Raw genomic sequence first — 16,126 nt, 5'->3', positions numbered from 1 at the left:
GGGGTTCAGGGAGCGGGGGTGTCGTCGGTGGGGGTCTCGTCGGTGGCCGTGTCCGTGTCCGTGGCCGGGGTCCCGGTGGCCGGGGTGCCCGGGGCAGGCGGCGTCCCGACGGACTGGACCTGGCCGAGCGAGACGCTCTGGCCGCCGATCTGGAGCATCGGCCCGCTGGCGTCGAAACTGACCGAATCGACCACACCGGAGATCGCCTCACCGTCGGCGTCGATGTAGGTGACGCTGCGGCCCACCATGTTGCTGGCGCCGAACGACACCGACGTGGCGAGCAGGGCCGCGGTCTGGTCGGCGACGTCCTGCATCTTCTCCAGCGACGTGAACTGCGCGGACTGGGCGAGGAACTCGCCCGAGTCGGCCGGGTTCAGCGGGTCCTGGTAGCGCAGCTGGGCGACCATCAGGTTGAGGAACATCTCCTTGTCCTCGCTGCTGGTCGAGCTGGGGGGCGTGTAGAGCCCGGGCTGCGTCGTCCCGACGGCTTCAGTGGCTCCAACAGTCACGGTGGCTCCTCACATGGTCACGTCGAGGCCCGTGTGGGCCCGCGTGACGGAATCGGTGGACCGCGACGGGTTCGTCGGGGCCGGGGTGCCATCCGTGGCGTTGCTGCTTCCGTTCGTGTGGTTCCGGGACTGCTCGCCGGTGGCGGCCTCGCCACCCGGTCGCCCGGTTCCGGTGCCGGCACCGCCGGCGAGGTCGGTGGGTACGCCGGAGCCGCTGGCCGCGGGCGCCGGCTGGCTGACCGTCGTGCTCGGCACGGTGCCCGCGAGGTCGCGGACGACGATGCGCGAGTCGCCGCGGCCGATCAGGTCGAGCAGGCGGTGCAGCTCGGACGCGCCGTCGGTGATGGCGGCCCGTGCCTCGGCGCCGCCGGCCAGGCTCACCTCGAGCTGGCCGCTGCGGCTGGTCAGCACGACCCGCACCTCACCGAGCGCCTCGGGGTTCAGCTTGATGGTGACCCGCTGGGGACCGTTCGGGTTGTTGACGACCCGGACCACCTCGGGGAACACCTGCTGGGTGACCTGGCTGGAGTCGACCGGAGCGGCCGTGGTCGTCGTGACGACCGGCGCGGGCCCGGCGACCGGGGCCAGCGCAGTGGGCGTGGTGGTCGGGGCGGTCGTCGACGCGGCTGCCGGGCGCTGCTCGACGCGCGTGACCGCGACGTCGGGCAGCTCGGCGTCCGGCGTGGACGACTCCGGGGTCGTGGTGGTGCCGGTGGCGGGCTCGTCGGCCTTCGCCGGCTCCTCCCCGACCGGAGCTGCCGGAGCAGCCGCGGGGGCGGCAGCCGCGACGGCGGCCGTGACCGCGGGCGGGCTCGCGAGCGTCGCGACCGCGGCGACCGTGGGGGCTGCGGCGGCTGCCGCCGGTGCCTCCTCGGCCGGGGCGGCCGGCTGGGCCTGAATGATCATCGGCACCACGACCGGGACGACGGCGGCGGCCGCGGTGAGGTCGGGCAGCGCGACCGGCGCGACCTCGACGGCCGGCGACCCGGCGGGCACGGGCTGCGCCGCGTCCTCGGCCGTCGGCGCGACGAGCGTGTCGACGAGGTCGGCGTTGGCGGGGTCCGGGGTGGCCGCGGCGAGGTCGACGGCCGGCTGGGCCCCCGCCTCGTCGAGCAGACCCTGCACCAGGGCGAGGAAGGCGTCGCCGGTCGAGCCGGAGGTACCCGGCTGCCCGGTGGACGCACCGGCCTGGCCGGCACCGAGCCCCGGGAACAGACCGGCGATGGGAGTGGTGGTCATGCGGCCTCCAGCTTGGACATGATGGAGCGGACGTAGTTCGTTGTCTCCGTGTACGGCGGGATGCCGTTGTAGCGGAGCACCGCGCCCGGGCCGGCGTTGTAGGCCGCCAGGGCGAGCTCGGTGCTGCCGAACCGGTCGAGGAGGCTGCTCAGCAGCCGGGCGGCGCCGTCGACGGCCTGGGCCGGGTCGTAGGGGTTGGTGACACCGAGGCCCTGCGCGGTCGCGGGCATCAGCTGCATCAGGCCCTGGGCGCCGGCCGGGCTGGTCGCCCGCGGGTCGAAGGCGGACTCCTGGCTCGCGACGGCGGCCAGCAGCTGCGCGCTCACGCCGTACTTCTGGCTCGCCTGCTCGAACAGGCCGGCGTACGGCGTGCCCGCGGCGACGCTGCCGCCGGTGGCGACCGCCGGGCTCACCGCAGCCGACGGGTCGGGGAGGACGCGGCGGATCGCGGTCGGAGTCTCGTAGACCGAGCTGATCTTCACGTTCTCGCCGGGGCGCGGCGCCTCGATCATCTTGTTGTCGCCGATGTAGATGCCGACGTGGTGCACGGGCGAGCCGAACGCGAGGATGTCGCCGGGCTGGGCGTTGGCCAGGCCGCCCTCGACGGGCCGGCCGGCCTCGGCCTGCTGGTAGGACACCCGCGGGAGCTCGTAGCCGAGGTCCTTGTAGACCCGCTGCACCAGACCGGAGCAGTCGAGACCGTTGTTCGGGTCCGTGCCGCCCCACACGTAGGGGACGCCGAGGTACTTCTTCGCCGCGGCGACCACGGCCTCGCCCTGGGTCCCGCCGGTGGCGGTGGTCCCGGCGGTGAGCTGGCTGAGCTGGTCGGCGAACTGAGTTCCCGCGGTGCTCGTGGTGCCCGCGCTCTGCGCCGGGGCGAGCGCCGCCAGCTGCGCCTGGATCTGCGCGATCCGGCTGGTCACGTCCTGGACACTCATGCCGATGCCTCCAGCTCGGTCTGGGCGCGGCGCCAGAGGTCGGTGCCGACCTCGTCCTGCTCGCGGTCCTCGCGACGGCGGCGCTCCTCGAGCGCGGCGGCGACGCGGCGGGCGACGAGGGACTCGACAGCGGCGAGCCGGCTGCGGTCCTCGATCCAACGGTTGCGGGCCAGGAGCGTCAGCGCCTGGGCGGACTCGAGCTCGACGCGCGCGGCGACCAGCGCCTCCCCGAGGGCCTCGCGGTGGTGCTGGCTGGCCTGGAACGACGCCACGTCGGTCGTGCCGGCGGTCGAGACCTCCCGCAGCTGACGCTCGAGCTCGGCGATGCGGTCGAGCACCGCACGCTCCTCGCCGAGGGCGGCCGCGAGACCGATCCGGCTGTCGCGCTCGCGCACGCTGCGGAGGCGGACCAACCCACGGAGGTTCGAGCCGGCGCGCTTCACGAGGCCATCAGCTCGTGCAGGGCCGACCAGGTGTCAGCGGCGGGCGTGGTCTCGTCCATGTCCTGGCGCAGGAAGGCGTTGATCTGGGGGAGCAGTGCGATCGCCGCGTCGGCATCGGCGTCCGCGCCGGCGACGTACGCGCCGATCTCGACGAGCTCCTTGACCGAGCGGTGCGCGGCCAGCAGCCGACGCAGCCGGTTGGCGTCCTGCTTGCCCTCCGGGCTCGTGATCGCCGAGGCGACCCGGGAGATCGACTCGAGCACGTCGATGCTCGGGAAGTGGGCCGAGGTCGCCAGCTCGCGCGAGAGCACGACGTGGCCGTCCAGGATGGAGCGGGCGGCGTCGCCGATCGGGTCCTGCAGGTCGTCACCCTCGACGAGGACGGTGTAGAGGCCGGTGATGCTGCCCTCGGGCGAGGTGCCGGCGCGCTCCAGCAGGCGGGGGAGGAGCGCGAAGGCGCTGGGCGGGAAGCCGCGGGTCGCCGGCGGCTCGCCCGCGGACAGGCCGATCTCACGCTGGGCGAGGGCGACGCGGGTGAGGCTGTCCATCATCAGCACGACGTGGCGGCCGCTGTCGCGGAACCACTCGGCGATGCGGGTGGCCACGAACGCGGCCCGCAGCCGGACGACGGGGGGCTCGTCGGACGTCGCGACGACGACGATCGAGCGCGCCAGGCCCTCGGGACCGAGGTCGTTCTCCAGGAACTCGCGGACCTCTCGGCCACGCTCGCCGATCAGCGCGATCACGGAGATCTCCGCGTCGGTGCCGCGGGCGATCATCGAGAGCAGGCTGGACTTGCCGACGCCCGAGCCGGCCATGATGCCGAGGCGCTGGCCGCGGCCGCAGGCGATCAGGGAGTCCATGGCGCGGACGCCGAGTCCGAGCTGGGTGTCGATGCGCGGTCGGCTGAGCGCGGCCGGCGGGGTGTTGTCGACGACCACCGTGTCGAGGTGGCCGAACGCCGGGCCGCCGTCGATCGGGCGACCGAGACCGTCGAGCACGCGGCCGCGCAGCGCCTCCCCGACGGGGATGCGCAGGCCCTCGCCGGTCGCGCGGACGTGGTCGCCGGCGCGCAGGCCGGTGGTCTCGGCGAGCGGAAGGCAGGTGAGCAGGGACTTGTCGCTGGCGACGACCTCGATCGGGACGATCCCGGCTGCGCCGTCGACCTCGAGCAGGTCGCCCAGCGCCGCGGAGACGCCGGCGACGGTGACCCGCAGGCCGAGCAGGCCGACGACGCGACCGCGTTGGGCGGGACGGACCGCGAGGCGCGCCCGCTCCACGCGGGTCTCGGTGAGCACGGTCATCGCAGCGCCTCCCGGAGCCGGTCCAGGGCGGTGTCGATGCGCAGGTCGATGGCGTTGGTCTCGGTCTCCACGACGGCGTCGTGGAGCGTGAGCTGGGGGTCGACCACGAGACGGACGCCGTGCTCGGCGAGCGCGGCGACCGCGTCGCTGTGCACGACGGAGGGGTGCAGCCGGACGGTCGTGGTGGGGTCGTCGGGGAGGACCGCGAGGACCCGGGTGACGACAGCGGCGCCGGGGTCGGCTTCGCACGCGAGCTCGTGCCCGACGATCGTCTCGGTCAGGTCGAACGCGAGGTCGACCGCCTGGTCGGCGATCCGGGTCGCGACGTCGTGGGCGGCGGAGCGCAGCGCGTCGGCGGCGGCGACCAGCGCGGCGACTGCGGTCTGGTGCTCGCGCTCGCGGCGCAGCTCCTCCTCCCGGTGGCGTTGCTCGACCATCGTCGCCGTGGTGGTGGCCAGCTCGAGCGCCTCGCGGCGGCCCTCGGCCCAGCCGACGGAGTAGCCCTGGGCGCGCGCAGCGTCCCGGGTCCGCTCGGCGAGCAGACCGAGGGCGGCCTCGGTGACCTCGTCGCCGAGGACCGCGTGGTCGCCGAGGCGGGTCCAGACTCCGTTGCGCAGGTCGGGGCGGGCCACGGACTCGTAGCCGGCCGCGTCCAGCTCAGAGGACAAGCTCATCGTCACTGCCCCGGTGGATGGTGATCTGGCCCTGCTCCTCGAGCTGGCGGATGACCCGGATCACCGACTGCTGGGCCTCCTCCACCTGGACCAGGCGGACGGCACCGAGCAGCTCGATCTCCTCGACGAGGTTCTCGGCGGCGCGGGACGACAGGTTCGACGTGATCTTGTTGCGGACCGGCTCGCTGACGCCCTTGAGCGCGAGGGCGAGGTCGGCCTCGACGACCTGGCGGACGACGAGCTGGATGGAGCGGTCCTCGAGGTGGATGATGTCCTCGAACATGAACATCCGGCTGCGGACCTCGTCGGCCAGCTCGGCGTCGAGCGCCTCGAGGCCCTCGACGATCTGCCGCTCGGTGAGCCGGTCGGACCGGTTGATGATGTTGACCAGCGGGTCGACGCCACCGACGCGCGACATCTCGCTCGGCTGGAGCACCGACGACAGCTTGCGCTCGAGGTTGGCCTCGACCGTCCGGATGATCTCCGGGGAGGTCCGGTCCATGACCGCGATGCGGTGAGCCACCGCTGCCTGCTGGCTCGACGGCAGGCCGGACAGCACCAGCGACGCCTTGTCCGGCGTCATGTGGGCCAGCACCAGCGCGATCACCTGGGGGTGCTCGTCGGCGATGAAGGTCCGCAGCTGGACCGGGTCGGCCCGGTGCAGGAACTGGAACGGCATCTGGATGGCGGCGGCCTGGAGCCGCTCCATGATCTCGGCGGCCTTCTCGGAGCCGAGGGACTGCTCCAGCATGTTCTTGGCGAAGCCGAGGCCACCCTGCGCCCAGTTGGCGCGCGCCTTGGCCATCTCGCGGAACTCCTCGAGGACCGAACTGCTCTCCGAGGCGTCGACGTACTCCAGGCGTGCGATCTCGGCGGAGATCGCCTCGACCTCGCTGTCCGAGAGGTGGCTGAGCACCTGCGCGGCAGCGTCCTTGCCCAGCTGGATCAGGACGATGGCGGCCTTGCGGACGCCCATGCTTGCAACGTTGACGGTCATCAGGAGCGCTCCACCAGCCAGCCGCGCAGCAGCGTGGCAACGTCTTCAGGCTGGCCGTCGGCGAGGCTCGCGAGCTCGAGTCGCATCTCGTCGGCCACGTTGTTCTCGGCAGCCTCGAGCGCGGCGAGCGCCGGGTTCGGCTCGATCGCGACGGCGGACGCGGCCCGCTCGGCTGCGTCGAGACGCAGCTGCTCGACGAGGTAGGCGGTCTGCTCCTCCTTCTTCTTGGCGCGGCGGCGAGCGCTGAGCCAGGCGATGAGGACGATGAGCAGGACCGCGACGCCGATGCCCAGGTTGCGGGCCAGGCGCCAGGTCTGAGCCTGCTTCTCGGCCGCGGCGGCGGCGGCGAGCTCCTTGGCGGCGGCCTCGTCGGCCGTGCGGTCGAACGGCATCGTGGAGACCTCGACGGTGTCACCGCGCCGGAGGTTGATGCCGAGCGTCCCCTCGATCAGCTCCTGGACGTCGGCGACGTTGACCGCCTGGGCGGCCGTGGTGTCGAGGACGGCACCCACGTGCATCGAGTTCACGCTGCCGGGGGCGGTCTCGCGGTGCTCGACGGTCTTGTCGACGCCCCTGTCCTCGGTCACCGAGCTCTTGGTGTAGGCGGAGTTGCCACCGGTGCCGGCGTTCCCGAAGGAATCCATCTGGCCGTCCGGGCCGACGACGCCGGTCGCGCCGGTGCCGCCCGCGGGGCCGCTGTACTTCTCGGTGTTGCGGTTCGACGAGAGAACGGGGGCTTCCTCGTCCGTGCCGTAGGTCGTGGACTCCTGGACGGACTTGTCGAAGTCGAGGTCCGCGGTCACCTGCACGATGGAGTTGCCGGGGCCGAGGATCGTGTCCAGCATGGTCTGGATCCGCTTGACGGTCGCCTGCTGGAAGTCGTTGAGCTGCTGGTCGCGCGAGCTCGCACCCATGGCACCACCGTCGTCGCCGTTCGACAGCACCTTGCCCGATGCGTCGGTGACGGTGACGTCGGCCGGGTCGAGACCGTCGATGCTGGAGGCGACCAGGTGGACGACGCCCTGGACCTGCTCGGGCTCGAGGCTCGTGCCGGCGCTGGTGTCGACCAGGATGGACGCGGTCGGCGGGTCCTGCTCGTCGGAGAAGACCTCCTTCTCCGGCAGCGCGAGGTGGACGATGGCGGTGTTGACGCCGTCGACGGCCTCGATGGTGCTGGCGAGCTCGCCCTCCATCGCGCGCTTGAAGTCGGTCTGCTCCTGGAACTCCGAGGTGGAGATGTCCTGGCCGTCGAGCAGCGAGTAGCCGGTGTCGCCACCGGACTCGGGCAGGCCCTTGCCGCTCAGCGCGATCCGCGTCGAGTAGACGTCGTCGCGCGGCACCATGATCGTGCCGCCGCCGTCGGCCAGCTGGTACGGCGTGCCCTCGGCGGTGAGCTCGTCGACGATCGCCGACGCGTCCTCCGAGGCCAGGTTGCTGTACAGCGGTGCGTAGTTCGGGGTCGAGACCCAGCGGAAGACCATGAACGCCGCCAGCACGAGCGCGGCGACACCGACGACGGTGACGACGCGCTGACCCGGCGTGAACGCCATGAACGTGGTACGGACGCGGGTGAGCGTCCGGTTGAGGTTCTGCTTCATCCGATCGGCATCCGCATGATCTCGTTGAAGGCCTCCATCGCGCGGTTGCGCACGGCGACCGTGAGCTGAGCGGTGACGGAGGCTTCAGTGGCGGCGATGGTGTAGTCGTGGATGTCGTCCAGGTCGCCGGTCGCGGCCTGCACGGCCAGCCGGTCGGACTTGTCCTGGACGGCCTCGAGGTGGTCCAGGCCCTCGACGAGCATGTCGCCGAACTTGGCGCCGGTGACCTGCGAGGAGCCGTTCACGGCCTCGGTGCCGGCGGGCATCACGGGAGCGACGCTCGGCGTGAAGCCGAGGGCCTCGATTGCGTTCACACTCATCAGGCACGTCCGATCTGAAGCGCCGACCCGTAGGTCTCCTGCGCGTCCTTGGTGACCTGGGCGGCGGCCTGGAAGCCGCGCTGCGCCATCACCAGCTGGGTCATCTGGGAGGAGAGGTCCATCTCGGGGGCTCGCACGTAGCCGTCGGCGTCGGCGAGCGGGTTCGACGGGTCGGAGACCAGTCGGCCGGCCGGGTCGCTGACCGCGATGCCGGCGACCTCGACGCCACCGCCCTGCGACTCGCGCATGATCAGCATCTGGGCCTGGAACGCGTCCTGGTCGGTGCTGGTGACGGTGTTGACGTTCGCGATGTTCGACGCGAGCGTGTCGAGCCAGGTCTGGTGCGCACCCAGCGAGGAGCTCGCGATGCGCAGCGTGTCGAAGGCGCCCATTACTGAGCCACCGTCTTCATCAGGTCGAAGCGGTCGGTCGTCGCCCGCGTCATGATCTGGTACTGGAACTGGGTCTGGACCGCGGCCATCGTCTCCTTGCGGAGGTCGACGTTGTTGCCGTTGGCACCCACCGGGGTATCCGTCGCGAGGAGCGCGGGCTGGAGGTCAGCGGTGAAGTCGCCGGAGTCGATCGCCGCGCGCAGGCTCGTCTCGAAGTCGACGTTCACGGCGCGGTAGCCCGGGGTGTCGACGTTCGCGATGTTGTCAGCGATGACTCGCTGCCGCTGGGCGATTCCGTCCAGTGCTGAGTCGAGCACCGCACCGACCGGACCTGAAATGGCGAACGACACGCCAGCCTCCGTAGATACGAGGGTGGTGCCGGTCCTTCGGCCAAGGGGGAGAGCAATCCGTCGCTCAGTGATTACTTCGGCGTGCGGGCGCTCGACTTGAGGAGATGTCGAGGGAGATTCGCCCTGTTTTGAGCGTGATTCAGGCGTCGACGTCGAGGTACAGCGAGGGAACGCTGCGTCCTCCGGTCGCGCGGTCGACGCGTGCGGCGAACTGGTGCTGCCGGCGGGTGCGGTCGACCACGTGGGCCAGTGCGCGCTCGGCGCGCTCCTGGCGGGCGCGGATCTCGACCGCGCGCTCGACCAGGTCGTCCGGGATGGGACCGGCCAGCTGCGGCTCGTCCCACGGGTCCAGCGCCTCGTGGTCGGACTCGGGGTCGACGAGGAGCCGCTCGACGTAGATGACCTCGAGCTCGAGGCGGTCCAGCGCGGTCTCCCAGTGCAGGTGGTGGCGCGCGTCGAGCGCACCCGGCTGCAGGTCGTCCGACGTCAGTCGGGTGATCCGGCGGTGCGCGGTGGTGCTCATGCCGAGGCCTGGAGGAGCGACATCGCGGCGGCCCGCCAGGTGTCGCGGAGCTCCGCGACGAGGGACAGGCAGGACTCGGTGATCTTGAGGTCCTTGCCCATGTTGGCCTTGATCAGCTGCGAGTGCAGGAAGTCGTAGATCGCCGCGAGGCCCGGCCCGCCCTCCCAGGCGTCGACCTTGAGGCTCGCGCGGAGCTCGAGCACGATCTCCTGAGCGTGGAGCAGCGGCTCGTGGGCGTCGCTCGGACGGCCCTGGCGCAGCGCTTCGGCGGCACGCTCCATGTCGAGGTTCAGCCGCTCGCAGAGCATCACCAGCAGCTGGGCCGGGCTGGCCGTCTGCACGGTCGCGGCGAGGTAGGTGTCTCGGGGATTCTGCATGCTCATGGCTTGGTACCTCACGACCAGCTCGGGAGGCCGGCGATCTGGCTGGCGAGCCAGTTGCCCTGGCTCTGCAGGCCGGACAGCGCGGTCTCGAGTGCGGAGTACTGCTTCTCCAGTGCCGCCCGGCGAAGCTCCAGGCGGTCGTCCCAGTCGGCGATCGACTTGGTGAACCGGGTGACCGTCGCGTCGCGGCTGGCGATCGCGGAGGTGAGCGTGCCGCTCACCCGGTCGCAGGCCAGCGTCGCGGTCGACTTGAGCCGGGCGGCCCAGCCGTCCTCCGCGGTCGTGGCGCCTGCCGTGAACATCGCGGCCACGGCAGCGGGGTCCTTCGCGTAGGCCTCCTTGAACTTGGCCTCGTCGAAGACGAGCTTGCCGTAGCGGTCGGTCTGGATGCCGACGTCGGCCATCGTGCTCGTGCCGCCCTGGACGAACACCGTCTCGAGGAGCGAGTTGCGGACGCCGCGCGCGGTGGAGTCGCCGGCGAGAGCGCCCCCCGCGGAGGTCGCGGTCTTGGTGGCGGTGAGGCCGTCGATGCCGCCCAGCAGCGAGTTGAGCTGGGTGACCAGGGCCTTGACCGTGTCGGTGATCGTGGTCGGGTCCTGCGCGACGGTGACCGTCGCCTTGGAGCCGATGGTGGCGCTCGGGTCGAGCGTGACGTCCACGCCGGGCGCCAGGTTCGTGAACGTGTTGCTGCTCGAGGTCGCGGTGATGCCCGCGCCCAGGCTGATCTGGGCGTCGGAGCCGGCCGAGACGGTCGCGCCGCCGAGCAGGTCGCTCTCGTCGTCGTTGGTCAGCGTGAAGTCGGTGGTCGCGCCGGTGGCCGTGGACTGGGCCAGCAGCCGGTAGGTGCCGTCGGCGGTCTTGACCGCGGTCGCGGAGACGCCGGTGTCCTTGCTGGACGCGTTGATCGCGGAGACCAGCTCGGTCAGCGTGCCGCCGCCGGTCGCGATGTCGTGCACCGTGCCGTCGTGGGTGGTGATCTTGATGCCGGCGCCGGCGACCACGACGTCGCTCATGTCGGCGGAGTCGGTGAAGCCGAGCTGGGTCCGTGCGGCCAGCTTGTCGACGGTGACGTTGAAGGTGTTGGCGAGAGCGGTGCCGGCGACCTTGACGGTCACGCCGGTCGCACCGGGACCAGTCACGGTGCCCTTCACGGTCTGCCACGTGGTGGCCTTCGAGAGGGCGTCGGCCTTGTCGCGCAGCAGCGTCGTGTCGGTGTTGGTCGCACGGAGCGCAGCGAGCTTGGCCTTCTCGGTCGCCTGCTGGTTCTCGAGACGGGTCTGCGGGAGGGCTTCCAGCTGCATGAGCTGGTCGATGATCTCAGCGGTGTTGAGCCCGCTCGCCAGCCCGCTGATGCTGCTCGTAGCCACGAAGTCCTCCTGCTGTGTTCGAAATGGTGGGCAGGCCTAACTGCCCGGAATCCCCGGGGGAGTGGTGACACTCCCCCGGGGATTCCATGGGAACCGTCGGTGGATCAGCGGGTGGCCGATCCACCTACGAGATCAGCGCAGCAGGGAGAGAACGCCCTGCGGGGCCTGGTTCGCCTGCGCCAGCATGGACGTACCAGCCTGCGACAGGATCTGCGAGCGGGTGAAGCTCATCATCTCCTGGGCCATGTCGGTGTCGCGGATGCGGCTCTCCGACGCGGACAGGTTCTCGATCGCGGTGTTGACCGAGTTGATGGTGTGCTCGAACCGGTTCTGCAGGGCACCGAGCGACGCACGCTGCGTGGAGATCGAGTTGATCTCGGTCTGCACCGTGGTGGAGTCGGTGATGACCGCGCCGGAGACGTCGAACGCCTTGAGGGCGGCCGCACCGTCGACGGTGATCGTGTCGGCGGTGTCGTAGCCGACCTGGAAGGTCAGGTCAGCGTCGTTGAACAGGGCCACACCGTTGAACTTGGTGTTGTCCTTGATCCGGACGATCTCCGAGTGGAGCGCGTCGAACTCGCCCTGCAGGGCGGCCTCGGCGTCGGCGTTGCCGGTGACCGCACCGCTCTGGTACTGGACCGAGAGGTCGTTCATGCGCTGCAGCATGGAGTGAACCTCGGTCAGCGCACCTTCAGCGGTCTGCACGACCGAGATGCCGTCCTGGGCGTTGCGGGCGCCGACCTTGAGGCCGCCGACCTGGGCGCGCAGGCCCTCGGAGATCGCGAGACCGGCGGCGTCGTCGCCGGCACGGTTGATCCGGTAACCGCTCGACAGCTTCTCGAGCGACTTCGACAGCTGACCCTGGGTGACCGAGAGGTTCCGGTACGAGTTGAGGGCGTCGACGTTCTGGTTGATGCGGAGTGCCATGAGGGGGGTTCCTTCCTTGGGGGGTGTGACTGCTGGACCCCATCCGTGGGATCCGTCAGGAGATCTATCGGTCGGTCTCGAGGCGGCTTGAGGAGGATTCCGAGAAAACTTCGAAGAATCTTCCGCGGCCGTCGGTCACGGTCAGGCGCTGGCGTTGTACGACGTGCTGGGGGCGCTCATCATCTGGCCGGTCATCTGGCCGGTCATCTGGCCGCGCAGTCCGGCGGCGTGCCGGTCCGCGACGGCGGTGAAGTACGCCTGGCGGCGCCGGGCGGCACAGCCGTTCGGGCGCGCGGCCGGCTCGACGAGCTCGGGGTCGAGCGCCATGTTCAGGGCGTCGCGCAGCAGCACCATCGCCTCGGCGCGGAGCTGGGAGACCCGCGACTCGGTCACGCCGAGGGTCTCGGCGATCTCGCCCATCGGGCGCTCGGCCAGGAAGTACTGCTCGACGACGAGCCGCAGCCGGTCGGGGAGCTCGGCGATCGCCTCGGTCAGGTACGTGAGCCGCTCGCGGTGCTCGAGCATCGCCTGCGGGTCCGGGGCGTTGCTGACCAGGCGCTCGCCGATCATGTCGTCCTCGGAGGCGCTGAGCGAGAGCACCTGGGCGCGCGACACGTCCTCGTCGTTGGCGATGACCTCTTCGAGGGTGATGCCGGCGGCCTGGGCGACCTCGGCGGTCGTCGCGGTCCGGCCGAGCACGGTGGCCAGGTTGGCCCGCGTCATGTCGAGCTCGCGGGACCGGCGGCGCACGGAGCGCGAGGCCCAGTCGATGCTGCGCAGGTCGTCGACGATCGCACCGCGGATGCGGGTGGCGGCGTACCGGTTGAAGGGCACACCGCGCTCGGGGTCGTAGGCGTTCGCTGCTTGGACGAGTGCGGTCAGTCCGGCGGAGGTGAGGTCGTCGCGGTCCACGTGGGACGGCACGCGGGACATGGTCTCGCGGACGATGTGTCCGACCAGTGCCATGTGCTGCACGATCAACGCCTCGGAGCCCGGCGGGACGTCATTCTTCGGGGGATTCACGCCGGAAAGCGTGCATAGAAAATCCGGCGTTGTCATCCAATACCGGGGAATTCGGGCCGAATTCGAGAAGTGGGCTGAATCACCCTCAAGTCCCCCTAAATCGGTGCCGATGCATGACCCAGGAAAGTCTCGCACTCCGGTGCGAAAGCCGGCGTTCTGAAGCCCTCTGAGGCTCCGCCCGTCCCGCGTGCGTCACGCGTGCTAATCCGTGCGCGCAGCACAGCGAAAGCTCTCGGCAAAATCCCTCAACACCGCCGCGCGCTGTCCGATGGAGTGATCTAGACCAAGAAATCACCATCGATGGGAGCAGGACACGTGGAGAAGCTGACGTGGGTCCTCTGGAGGGAGCGCGAGCTCCTGGAAGGTCTGCTGTACCGGCTCGAGCTCGAGGAGCTGGTCATGTCCAGCGGGCGCACCCGATGGATCGCGGCCTCGGCGCGCGACGTCGAGGAGGCGGCCCGCCAGATCCGCGAGGTCGAGGTGCTCCGCGCCGTCGCCGCGGACGAGGCCGCCGAGACCGTCGGCCTGCCGCCGAACCCCAGCCTGAGCGCTCTGGCCACCGCGGCTGACGAGCCCTGGGCCACGATCCTCACCGAGCACCGCGACGCGCTGATGGTGCTCAGCGACGAGATCATCAAGGCCGCCGCCACCAACCGCAGCCTGATCTCCTCCGGCCTGCGTGCCGCGCACGAGACCCTCCTCGGCCTCGGCAACGGGGCCAAGACCTACACCGCCGACGGCGCTGTCGCTGTCGGACAGACCCGCTCGGCCGTCCTCGATCGGAGCCTCTGACACACATGGCTGGCACCTTTTCCTCCATCAACACGGCGCTGACGGCGCTGCGCTACCAGCAGGTCGCGCTCGACATCGCGAGCACGAACGTCGCGAACGTCGGGACCGACGGCTACGTCCGCCGTCGCGTGGTCGGCGAGACCCTCGGCGCGGCCAGCGGGCCGGCCCTGTGGGCCCGGTCGAACGACACCGCCAGCGGTGTCCAGACGTCGCGGGTCGACCGGATGACCGACGCCCTGCTCGACGTCCGGGTCCGTCGCGAGCGCGGCCGCCAGGCCTACCTCGACATGCGCGCCCTGTCGATGGCTCGCGTGGAGACCGGTCTCGCCGAGCCCGGCGACAACGGTGTCGCGAACGCCCTCGGCAAGTTCCGCGCCGCCCTGGGCGACGCCGGGAACGCCCCGGGCAGCGACGCCGCCCGCAGCCAGGTCCTGGCTGCGGCGAACACGCTGGTCGACGCGATCAACCTCCAGGCCACGCACGTCAACGACGAGATCTCGGACCAGCAGGCGCACCTCGACGCCGGTGTCACCGAGATCAACACGCTGGTGAAGAACCTGGCGGAGACCAACCGGACGATCTCGGCCGCCAAGGCGGGCGGCTCCGACACGACCACGCTGATGGACGCCCGCGACGCGATCGCGCTGCGGCTGGCGACGCTCACGGGCGCGAAGGCGACCGAGGGCGCCGACGGCCTCATGAGCGTGACGCTCGACGGCAAGGAGCTCGTCACGGGCTTCGACTCGGCCACGCTCAAGGCGACGGCCGGACCGCCGGCCACCACGTTCGAGCTCGACCCCGACGCCACCGGCGCCACGGTCACGCTGACCAACGCGGGTGTGGGCGGCGACCTCGGCGCCACGGCCGAGCTGCTCGACAACGACCTCCCGCAGTACCTCGCCGACCTCGCCGTGGTCGCCCAGGACCTGGCCGACCACGTCAACGCCCAGCACAACGCCGGGTACGACGCAGCGGGCAACGCCGGCGGCGACCTCTTCTCCTACACCGCCGGCGACGTGCTCGCGACCCTCAAGGTCCAGATCACCGACCCGAACGAGCTGGCCCTCTCCGAGGTCCCGGGTGGCGGCAAGGACGGCAACAACGCCGCCGCGCTGTCGAAGTCCGTCGACGTCGACGACTCCTACCAGCGCCTGGTCAACGGCTTCGGCAGCAAGGTGAACTCCGCCAAGCAGCTCGCCGACAACCAGCAGGCCCTGACCAAGCAGGTCGACAACGCCCGCGAGCAGCTCGCCGGAGTCAGCCTCGACGAGGAGACCGTGAACATGGTCAGCGCGCAGCGTGCCTACGAGGCCGCAGCGCGAGTGATGTCCACCATCGACCAGGTGCTCGACACCCTGATCAACCGAATGGCGGTGTAGTCGCATGCCCACCGTGCGCATGACGCAGACGATGATGAGCCACCAGGCCATGGGTGGCATGCAGATCGGCCTCAACCGGCTCGCGAAGGTGCAGGAGCAGCTCGCCACGGGCCGGATCATCAACCGACCGTCCGACGACCCGACCGGGGCGACCTCCGCGATGCGGATCCGCACCTCGGTCGCGGCCCAGGAGCAGTTCACCCGCAACGGCGAGGACGCGATGGGCTGGTTGAACCAGCTCGACGCGAGCCTGGCCGACGCCACCGACCAGGTACGCCGGGCCCGCGAGCTCGCCGGTCAGGCGACCAGCGGCGCCGTGGGTCAGCCGTCGCGCGACGCGCTCGCCGCCGAGATCGACCAGATCCGCGACGGCCTGATGGCCACCGCGAACGCGACGTACCTCGACCGCCCGGTCTTCGGTGGCGTCACGTCCGGCAAGGTCGCCTACGAGAAGGACGGCGCGGGCGTGATCACGTACGCGCCGACGGCCACCGCGACCCAGGGCGTGCTGCGCACCGTCGGCGACGGTGCGGTCGTGCGCGTCGACATGGAGGGCCCGGACGCGTTCGGCCCCGACGGCGACTCGGTGTTCGACCACCTCGCGGCGCTCGCGACCGCCCTGCGCAGCGGCGACGCCGCCGGGGTGACCGCCGCGGCCGACGCCCTCGACCTCGACGGCAAGAACATCATCAACTCCCAGGCCGAGATCGGCGCGCGCACCAACCGCGTCGAGTACTCGCTCACGGCGGCGTCCGACGCCGCCCTGCGTCTCAAGTCGTCGCTCTCGGAGATCGAGAACACCGACATGGTGAAGGCGACCGTCGACCTCCAGCTGCAGACCGTGGCGTACCAGGCCGCCCTGGGCGCCACCGCCAAGGTCATGCAGCCCAGCCTGTTGGACTTCCTGCGATGATGATGACCACGACCCTCACCGGGGAGTCCCGGACGTCCCGACCCGATGGAGACAC

19 protein-coding genes are annotated in these 16,126 nt (G+C 71.1%); 3 read left to right on the top strand and 16 right to left on the bottom strand.

Going from position 1 to position 16,126, the window contains the following annotated elements:
* Positions 1 to 5: 5 nt before the first annotated feature.
* The 16 genes from ABD875_RS16800 to ABD875_RS16725 form a co-directional block, all read right to left on the bottom strand.
* Positions 6 to 509 (bottom strand): flagellar hook capping FlgD N-terminal domain-containing protein, encoded by a 504-nt coding sequence (locus ABD875_RS16800; protein ID WP_345180252.1) that lies wholly within the window; start codon positions 507 to 509, stop codon positions 6 to 8.
* A gap of 9 nt (positions 510 to 518) precedes the next feature.
* A complete protein-coding gene (locus tag ABD875_RS16795) occupies positions 519 to 1,748 on the bottom strand; it encodes a flagellar hook-length control protein FliK (protein ID WP_345180250.1) in 1,230 nt (409 codons plus the stop codon).
* The gene (locus ABD875_RS16790) at positions 1,745 to 2,686 is read right to left on the bottom strand and encodes a transglycosylase SLT domain-containing protein (protein ID WP_345180246.1); all 942 of its coding nucleotides are present in this window, start codon (positions 2,684 to 2,686) and stop codon (positions 1,745 to 1,747) included. Before ABD875_RS16790 ends, ABD875_RS16795 begins: the two co-directional genes overlap by 4 nt.
* Entirely contained in the window at positions 2,683 to 3,081 is a 399-nt protein-coding gene (locus tag ABD875_RS16785) for a flagellar FliJ family protein (protein WP_345180244.1), read from the bottom strand. The genes ABD875_RS16790 and ABD875_RS16785 overlap by 4 nt, the downstream gene beginning before the upstream one ends.
* Before the next feature lie 44 nt (positions 3,082 to 3,125).
* A complete protein-coding gene (locus ABD875_RS16780; protein WP_345180242.1) occupies positions 3,126 to 4,433 on the bottom strand; it encodes a FliI/YscN family ATPase in 1,308 nt (435 codons plus the stop codon).
* On the bottom strand, positions 4,430 to 5,107 hold the full coding sequence (locus ABD875_RS16775; protein ID WP_345180240.1) for a FliH/SctL family protein: 678 nt from the start codon (positions 5,105 to 5,107) through the stop codon (positions 4,430 to 4,432). The genes ABD875_RS16780 and ABD875_RS16775 overlap by 4 nt, the downstream gene beginning before the upstream one ends.
* Positions 5,091 to 6,083, bottom strand: coding sequence for a flagellar motor switch protein FliG (fliG, locus tag ABD875_RS16770; RefSeq protein WP_345180238.1), 993 nt, complete (start codon positions 6,081 to 6,083; stop codon positions 5,091 to 5,093). The genes ABD875_RS16775 and fliG overlap by 17 nt, the downstream gene beginning before the upstream one ends.
* Before the next feature lie 20 nt (positions 6,084 to 6,103).
* The gene (gene fliF, locus ABD875_RS16765; RefSeq protein WP_345180235.1) at positions 6,104 to 7,702 is read right to left on the bottom strand and encodes a flagellar basal-body MS-ring/collar protein FliF; all 1,599 of its coding nucleotides are present in this window, start codon (positions 7,700 to 7,702) and stop codon (positions 6,104 to 6,106) included.
* Positions 7,699 to 8,022, bottom strand: a complete 324-nt coding sequence (gene fliE, locus ABD875_RS16760) for a flagellar hook-basal body complex protein FliE (RefSeq protein WP_345180231.1) — start codon at positions 8,020 to 8,022, stop codon at positions 7,699 to 7,701. The genes fliF and fliE overlap by 4 nt, the downstream gene beginning before the upstream one ends.
* On the bottom strand, positions 8,022 to 8,414 hold the full coding sequence (locus ABD875_RS16755) for a flagellar basal body rod protein FlgC (protein WP_345180229.1): 393 nt from the start codon (positions 8,412 to 8,414) through the stop codon (positions 8,022 to 8,024). The genes fliE and ABD875_RS16755 overlap by 1 nt, the downstream gene beginning before the upstream one ends.
* Positions 8,414 to 8,731 carry a flagellar basal body rod protein FlgB gene (locus ABD875_RS16750; RefSeq protein ID WP_345180226.1) on the bottom strand — a complete coding sequence of 106 codons (318 nt, stop codon included), beginning with the start codon at positions 8,729 to 8,731 and terminating at the stop codon, positions 8,414 to 8,416. The genes ABD875_RS16755 and ABD875_RS16750 overlap by 1 nt, the downstream gene beginning before the upstream one ends.
* Before the next feature lie 172 nt (positions 8,732 to 8,903).
* Positions 8,904 to 9,287 carry a hypothetical protein gene (locus tag ABD875_RS16745; RefSeq protein WP_345180224.1) on the bottom strand — a complete coding sequence of 128 codons (384 nt, stop codon included), beginning with the start codon at positions 9,285 to 9,287 and terminating at the stop codon, positions 8,904 to 8,906.
* On the bottom strand, positions 9,284 to 9,670 hold the full coding sequence (gene fliS / locus ABD875_RS16740) for a flagellar export chaperone FliS (protein WP_345180220.1): 387 nt from the start codon (positions 9,668 to 9,670) through the stop codon (positions 9,284 to 9,286). The genes ABD875_RS16745 and fliS overlap by 4 nt, the downstream gene beginning before the upstream one ends.
* An 11-nt stretch (positions 9,671 to 9,681) precedes the next feature.
* Entirely contained in the window at positions 9,682 to 11,037 is a 1,356-nt protein-coding gene (fliD, locus tag ABD875_RS16735) for a flagellar filament capping protein FliD (protein ID WP_345180216.1), read from the bottom strand.
* A 132-nt stretch (positions 11,038 to 11,169) separates the two neighbouring features.
* Positions 11,170 to 11,964 (bottom strand): flagellin N-terminal helical domain-containing protein, encoded by a 795-nt coding sequence (locus ABD875_RS16730; RefSeq protein ID WP_243056483.1) that lies wholly within the window; start codon positions 11,962 to 11,964, stop codon positions 11,170 to 11,172.
* Between the two features lie 141 nt (positions 11,965 to 12,105).
* On the bottom strand, positions 12,106 to 12,987 hold the full coding sequence (locus tag ABD875_RS16725) for a sigma-70 family RNA polymerase sigma factor (protein WP_345180208.1): 882 nt from the start codon (positions 12,985 to 12,987) through the stop codon (positions 12,106 to 12,108).
* A 300-nt stretch (positions 12,988 to 13,287) separates the two neighbouring features.
* Here ABD875_RS16725 and flgN point away from each other — a divergent pair, with 300 nt between their 5' ends.
* From flgN to ABD875_RS16710, 3 genes are read left to right on the top strand one after another with little or no spacing between them, the layout of a single operon-like run.
* Entirely contained in the window at positions 13,288 to 13,779 is a 492-nt protein-coding gene (flgN, locus tag ABD875_RS16720) for a flagellar export chaperone FlgN (protein WP_345180204.1), read from the top strand.
* A 5-nt stretch (positions 13,780 to 13,784) separates the two neighbouring features.
* Positions 13,785 to 15,158, top strand: coding sequence for a flagellar hook-associated protein FlgK (gene flgK, locus ABD875_RS16715; protein WP_345180202.1), 1,374 nt, complete (start codon positions 13,785 to 13,787; stop codon positions 15,156 to 15,158).
* A gap of 4 nt (positions 15,159 to 15,162) precedes the next feature.
* Positions 15,163 to 16,071, top strand: coding sequence for a flagellin N-terminal helical domain-containing protein (locus ABD875_RS16710; RefSeq protein ID WP_345180200.1), 909 nt, complete (start codon positions 15,163 to 15,165; stop codon positions 16,069 to 16,071).
* The last annotated feature ends 55 nt before the right edge of the window (positions 16,072 to 16,126 follow it).

This window comes from Nocardioides caricicola, from assembly GCF_039541135.1.
GTDB lineage: Bacteria > Actinomycetota > Actinomycetes > Propionibacteriales > Nocardioidaceae > Nocardioides > Nocardioides caricicola.
This window is presented reverse-complemented; position numbering and strand designations above follow the sequence as displayed.

What these genes read in the sequence shown, in the direction of transcription:
- ABD875_RS16795 (WP_345180250.1), bottom strand. Translation starts at nt 1,748, where the DNA reads ATGACCACCACTCCCATCGCCGGTCTGTTCCCGGGGCTCGGTGCCGGC.
- ABD875_RS16790 (WP_345180246.1), bottom strand. Translation starts at nt 2,686, where the DNA reads ATGAGTGTCCAGGACGTGACCAGCCGGATCGCGCAGATCCAGGCGCAG.
- ABD875_RS16780 (WP_345180242.1), bottom strand. Translation starts at nt 4,433, where the DNA reads ATGACCGTGCTCACCGAGACCCGCGTGGAGCGGGCGCGCCTCGCGGTC.
- ABD875_RS16775 (WP_345180240.1), bottom strand. Translation starts at nt 5,107, where the DNA reads ATGAGCTTGTCCTCTGAGCTGGACGCGGCCGGCTACGAGTCCGTGGCC.
- fliG (WP_345180238.1), bottom strand. Translation starts at nt 6,083, where the DNA reads ATGGGCGTCCGCAAGGCCGCCATCGTCCTGATCCAGCTGGGCAAGGAC.
- fliF (WP_345180235.1), bottom strand. Translation starts at nt 7,702, where the DNA reads ATGAAGCAGAACCTCAACCGGACGCTCACCCGCGTCCGTACCACGTTC.
- fliE (WP_345180231.1), bottom strand. Translation starts at nt 8,022, where the DNA reads ATGAGTGTGAACGCAATCGAGGCCCTCGGCTTCACGCCGAGCGTCGCT.
- ABD875_RS16755 (WP_345180229.1), bottom strand. Translation starts at nt 8,414, where the DNA reads ATGGGCGCCTTCGACACGCTGCGCATCGCGAGCTCCTCGCTGGGTGCG.
- ABD875_RS16745 (WP_345180224.1), bottom strand. Translation starts at nt 9,287, where the DNA reads ATGAGCACCACCGCGCACCGCCGGATCACCCGACTGACGTCGGACGAC.
- fliS (WP_345180220.1), bottom strand. Translation starts at nt 9,670, where the DNA reads ATGAGCATGCAGAATCCCCGAGACACCTACCTCGCCGCGACCGTGCAG.
- ABD875_RS16730 (WP_243056483.1), bottom strand. Translation starts at nt 11,964, where the DNA reads ATGGCACTCCGCATCAACCAGAACGTCGACGCCCTCAACTCGTACCGG.
- flgN (WP_345180204.1), top strand. Translation starts at nt 13,288, where the DNA reads ATGGGAGCAGGACACGTGGAGAAGCTGACGTGGGTCCTCTGGAGGGAG.
- flgK (WP_345180202.1), top strand. Translation starts at nt 13,785, where the DNA reads ATGGCTGGCACCTTTTCCTCCATCAACACGGCGCTGACGGCGCTGCGC.
- ABD875_RS16710 (WP_345180200.1), top strand. Translation starts at nt 15,163, where the DNA reads ATGCCCACCGTGCGCATGACGCAGACGATGATGAGCCACCAGGCCATG.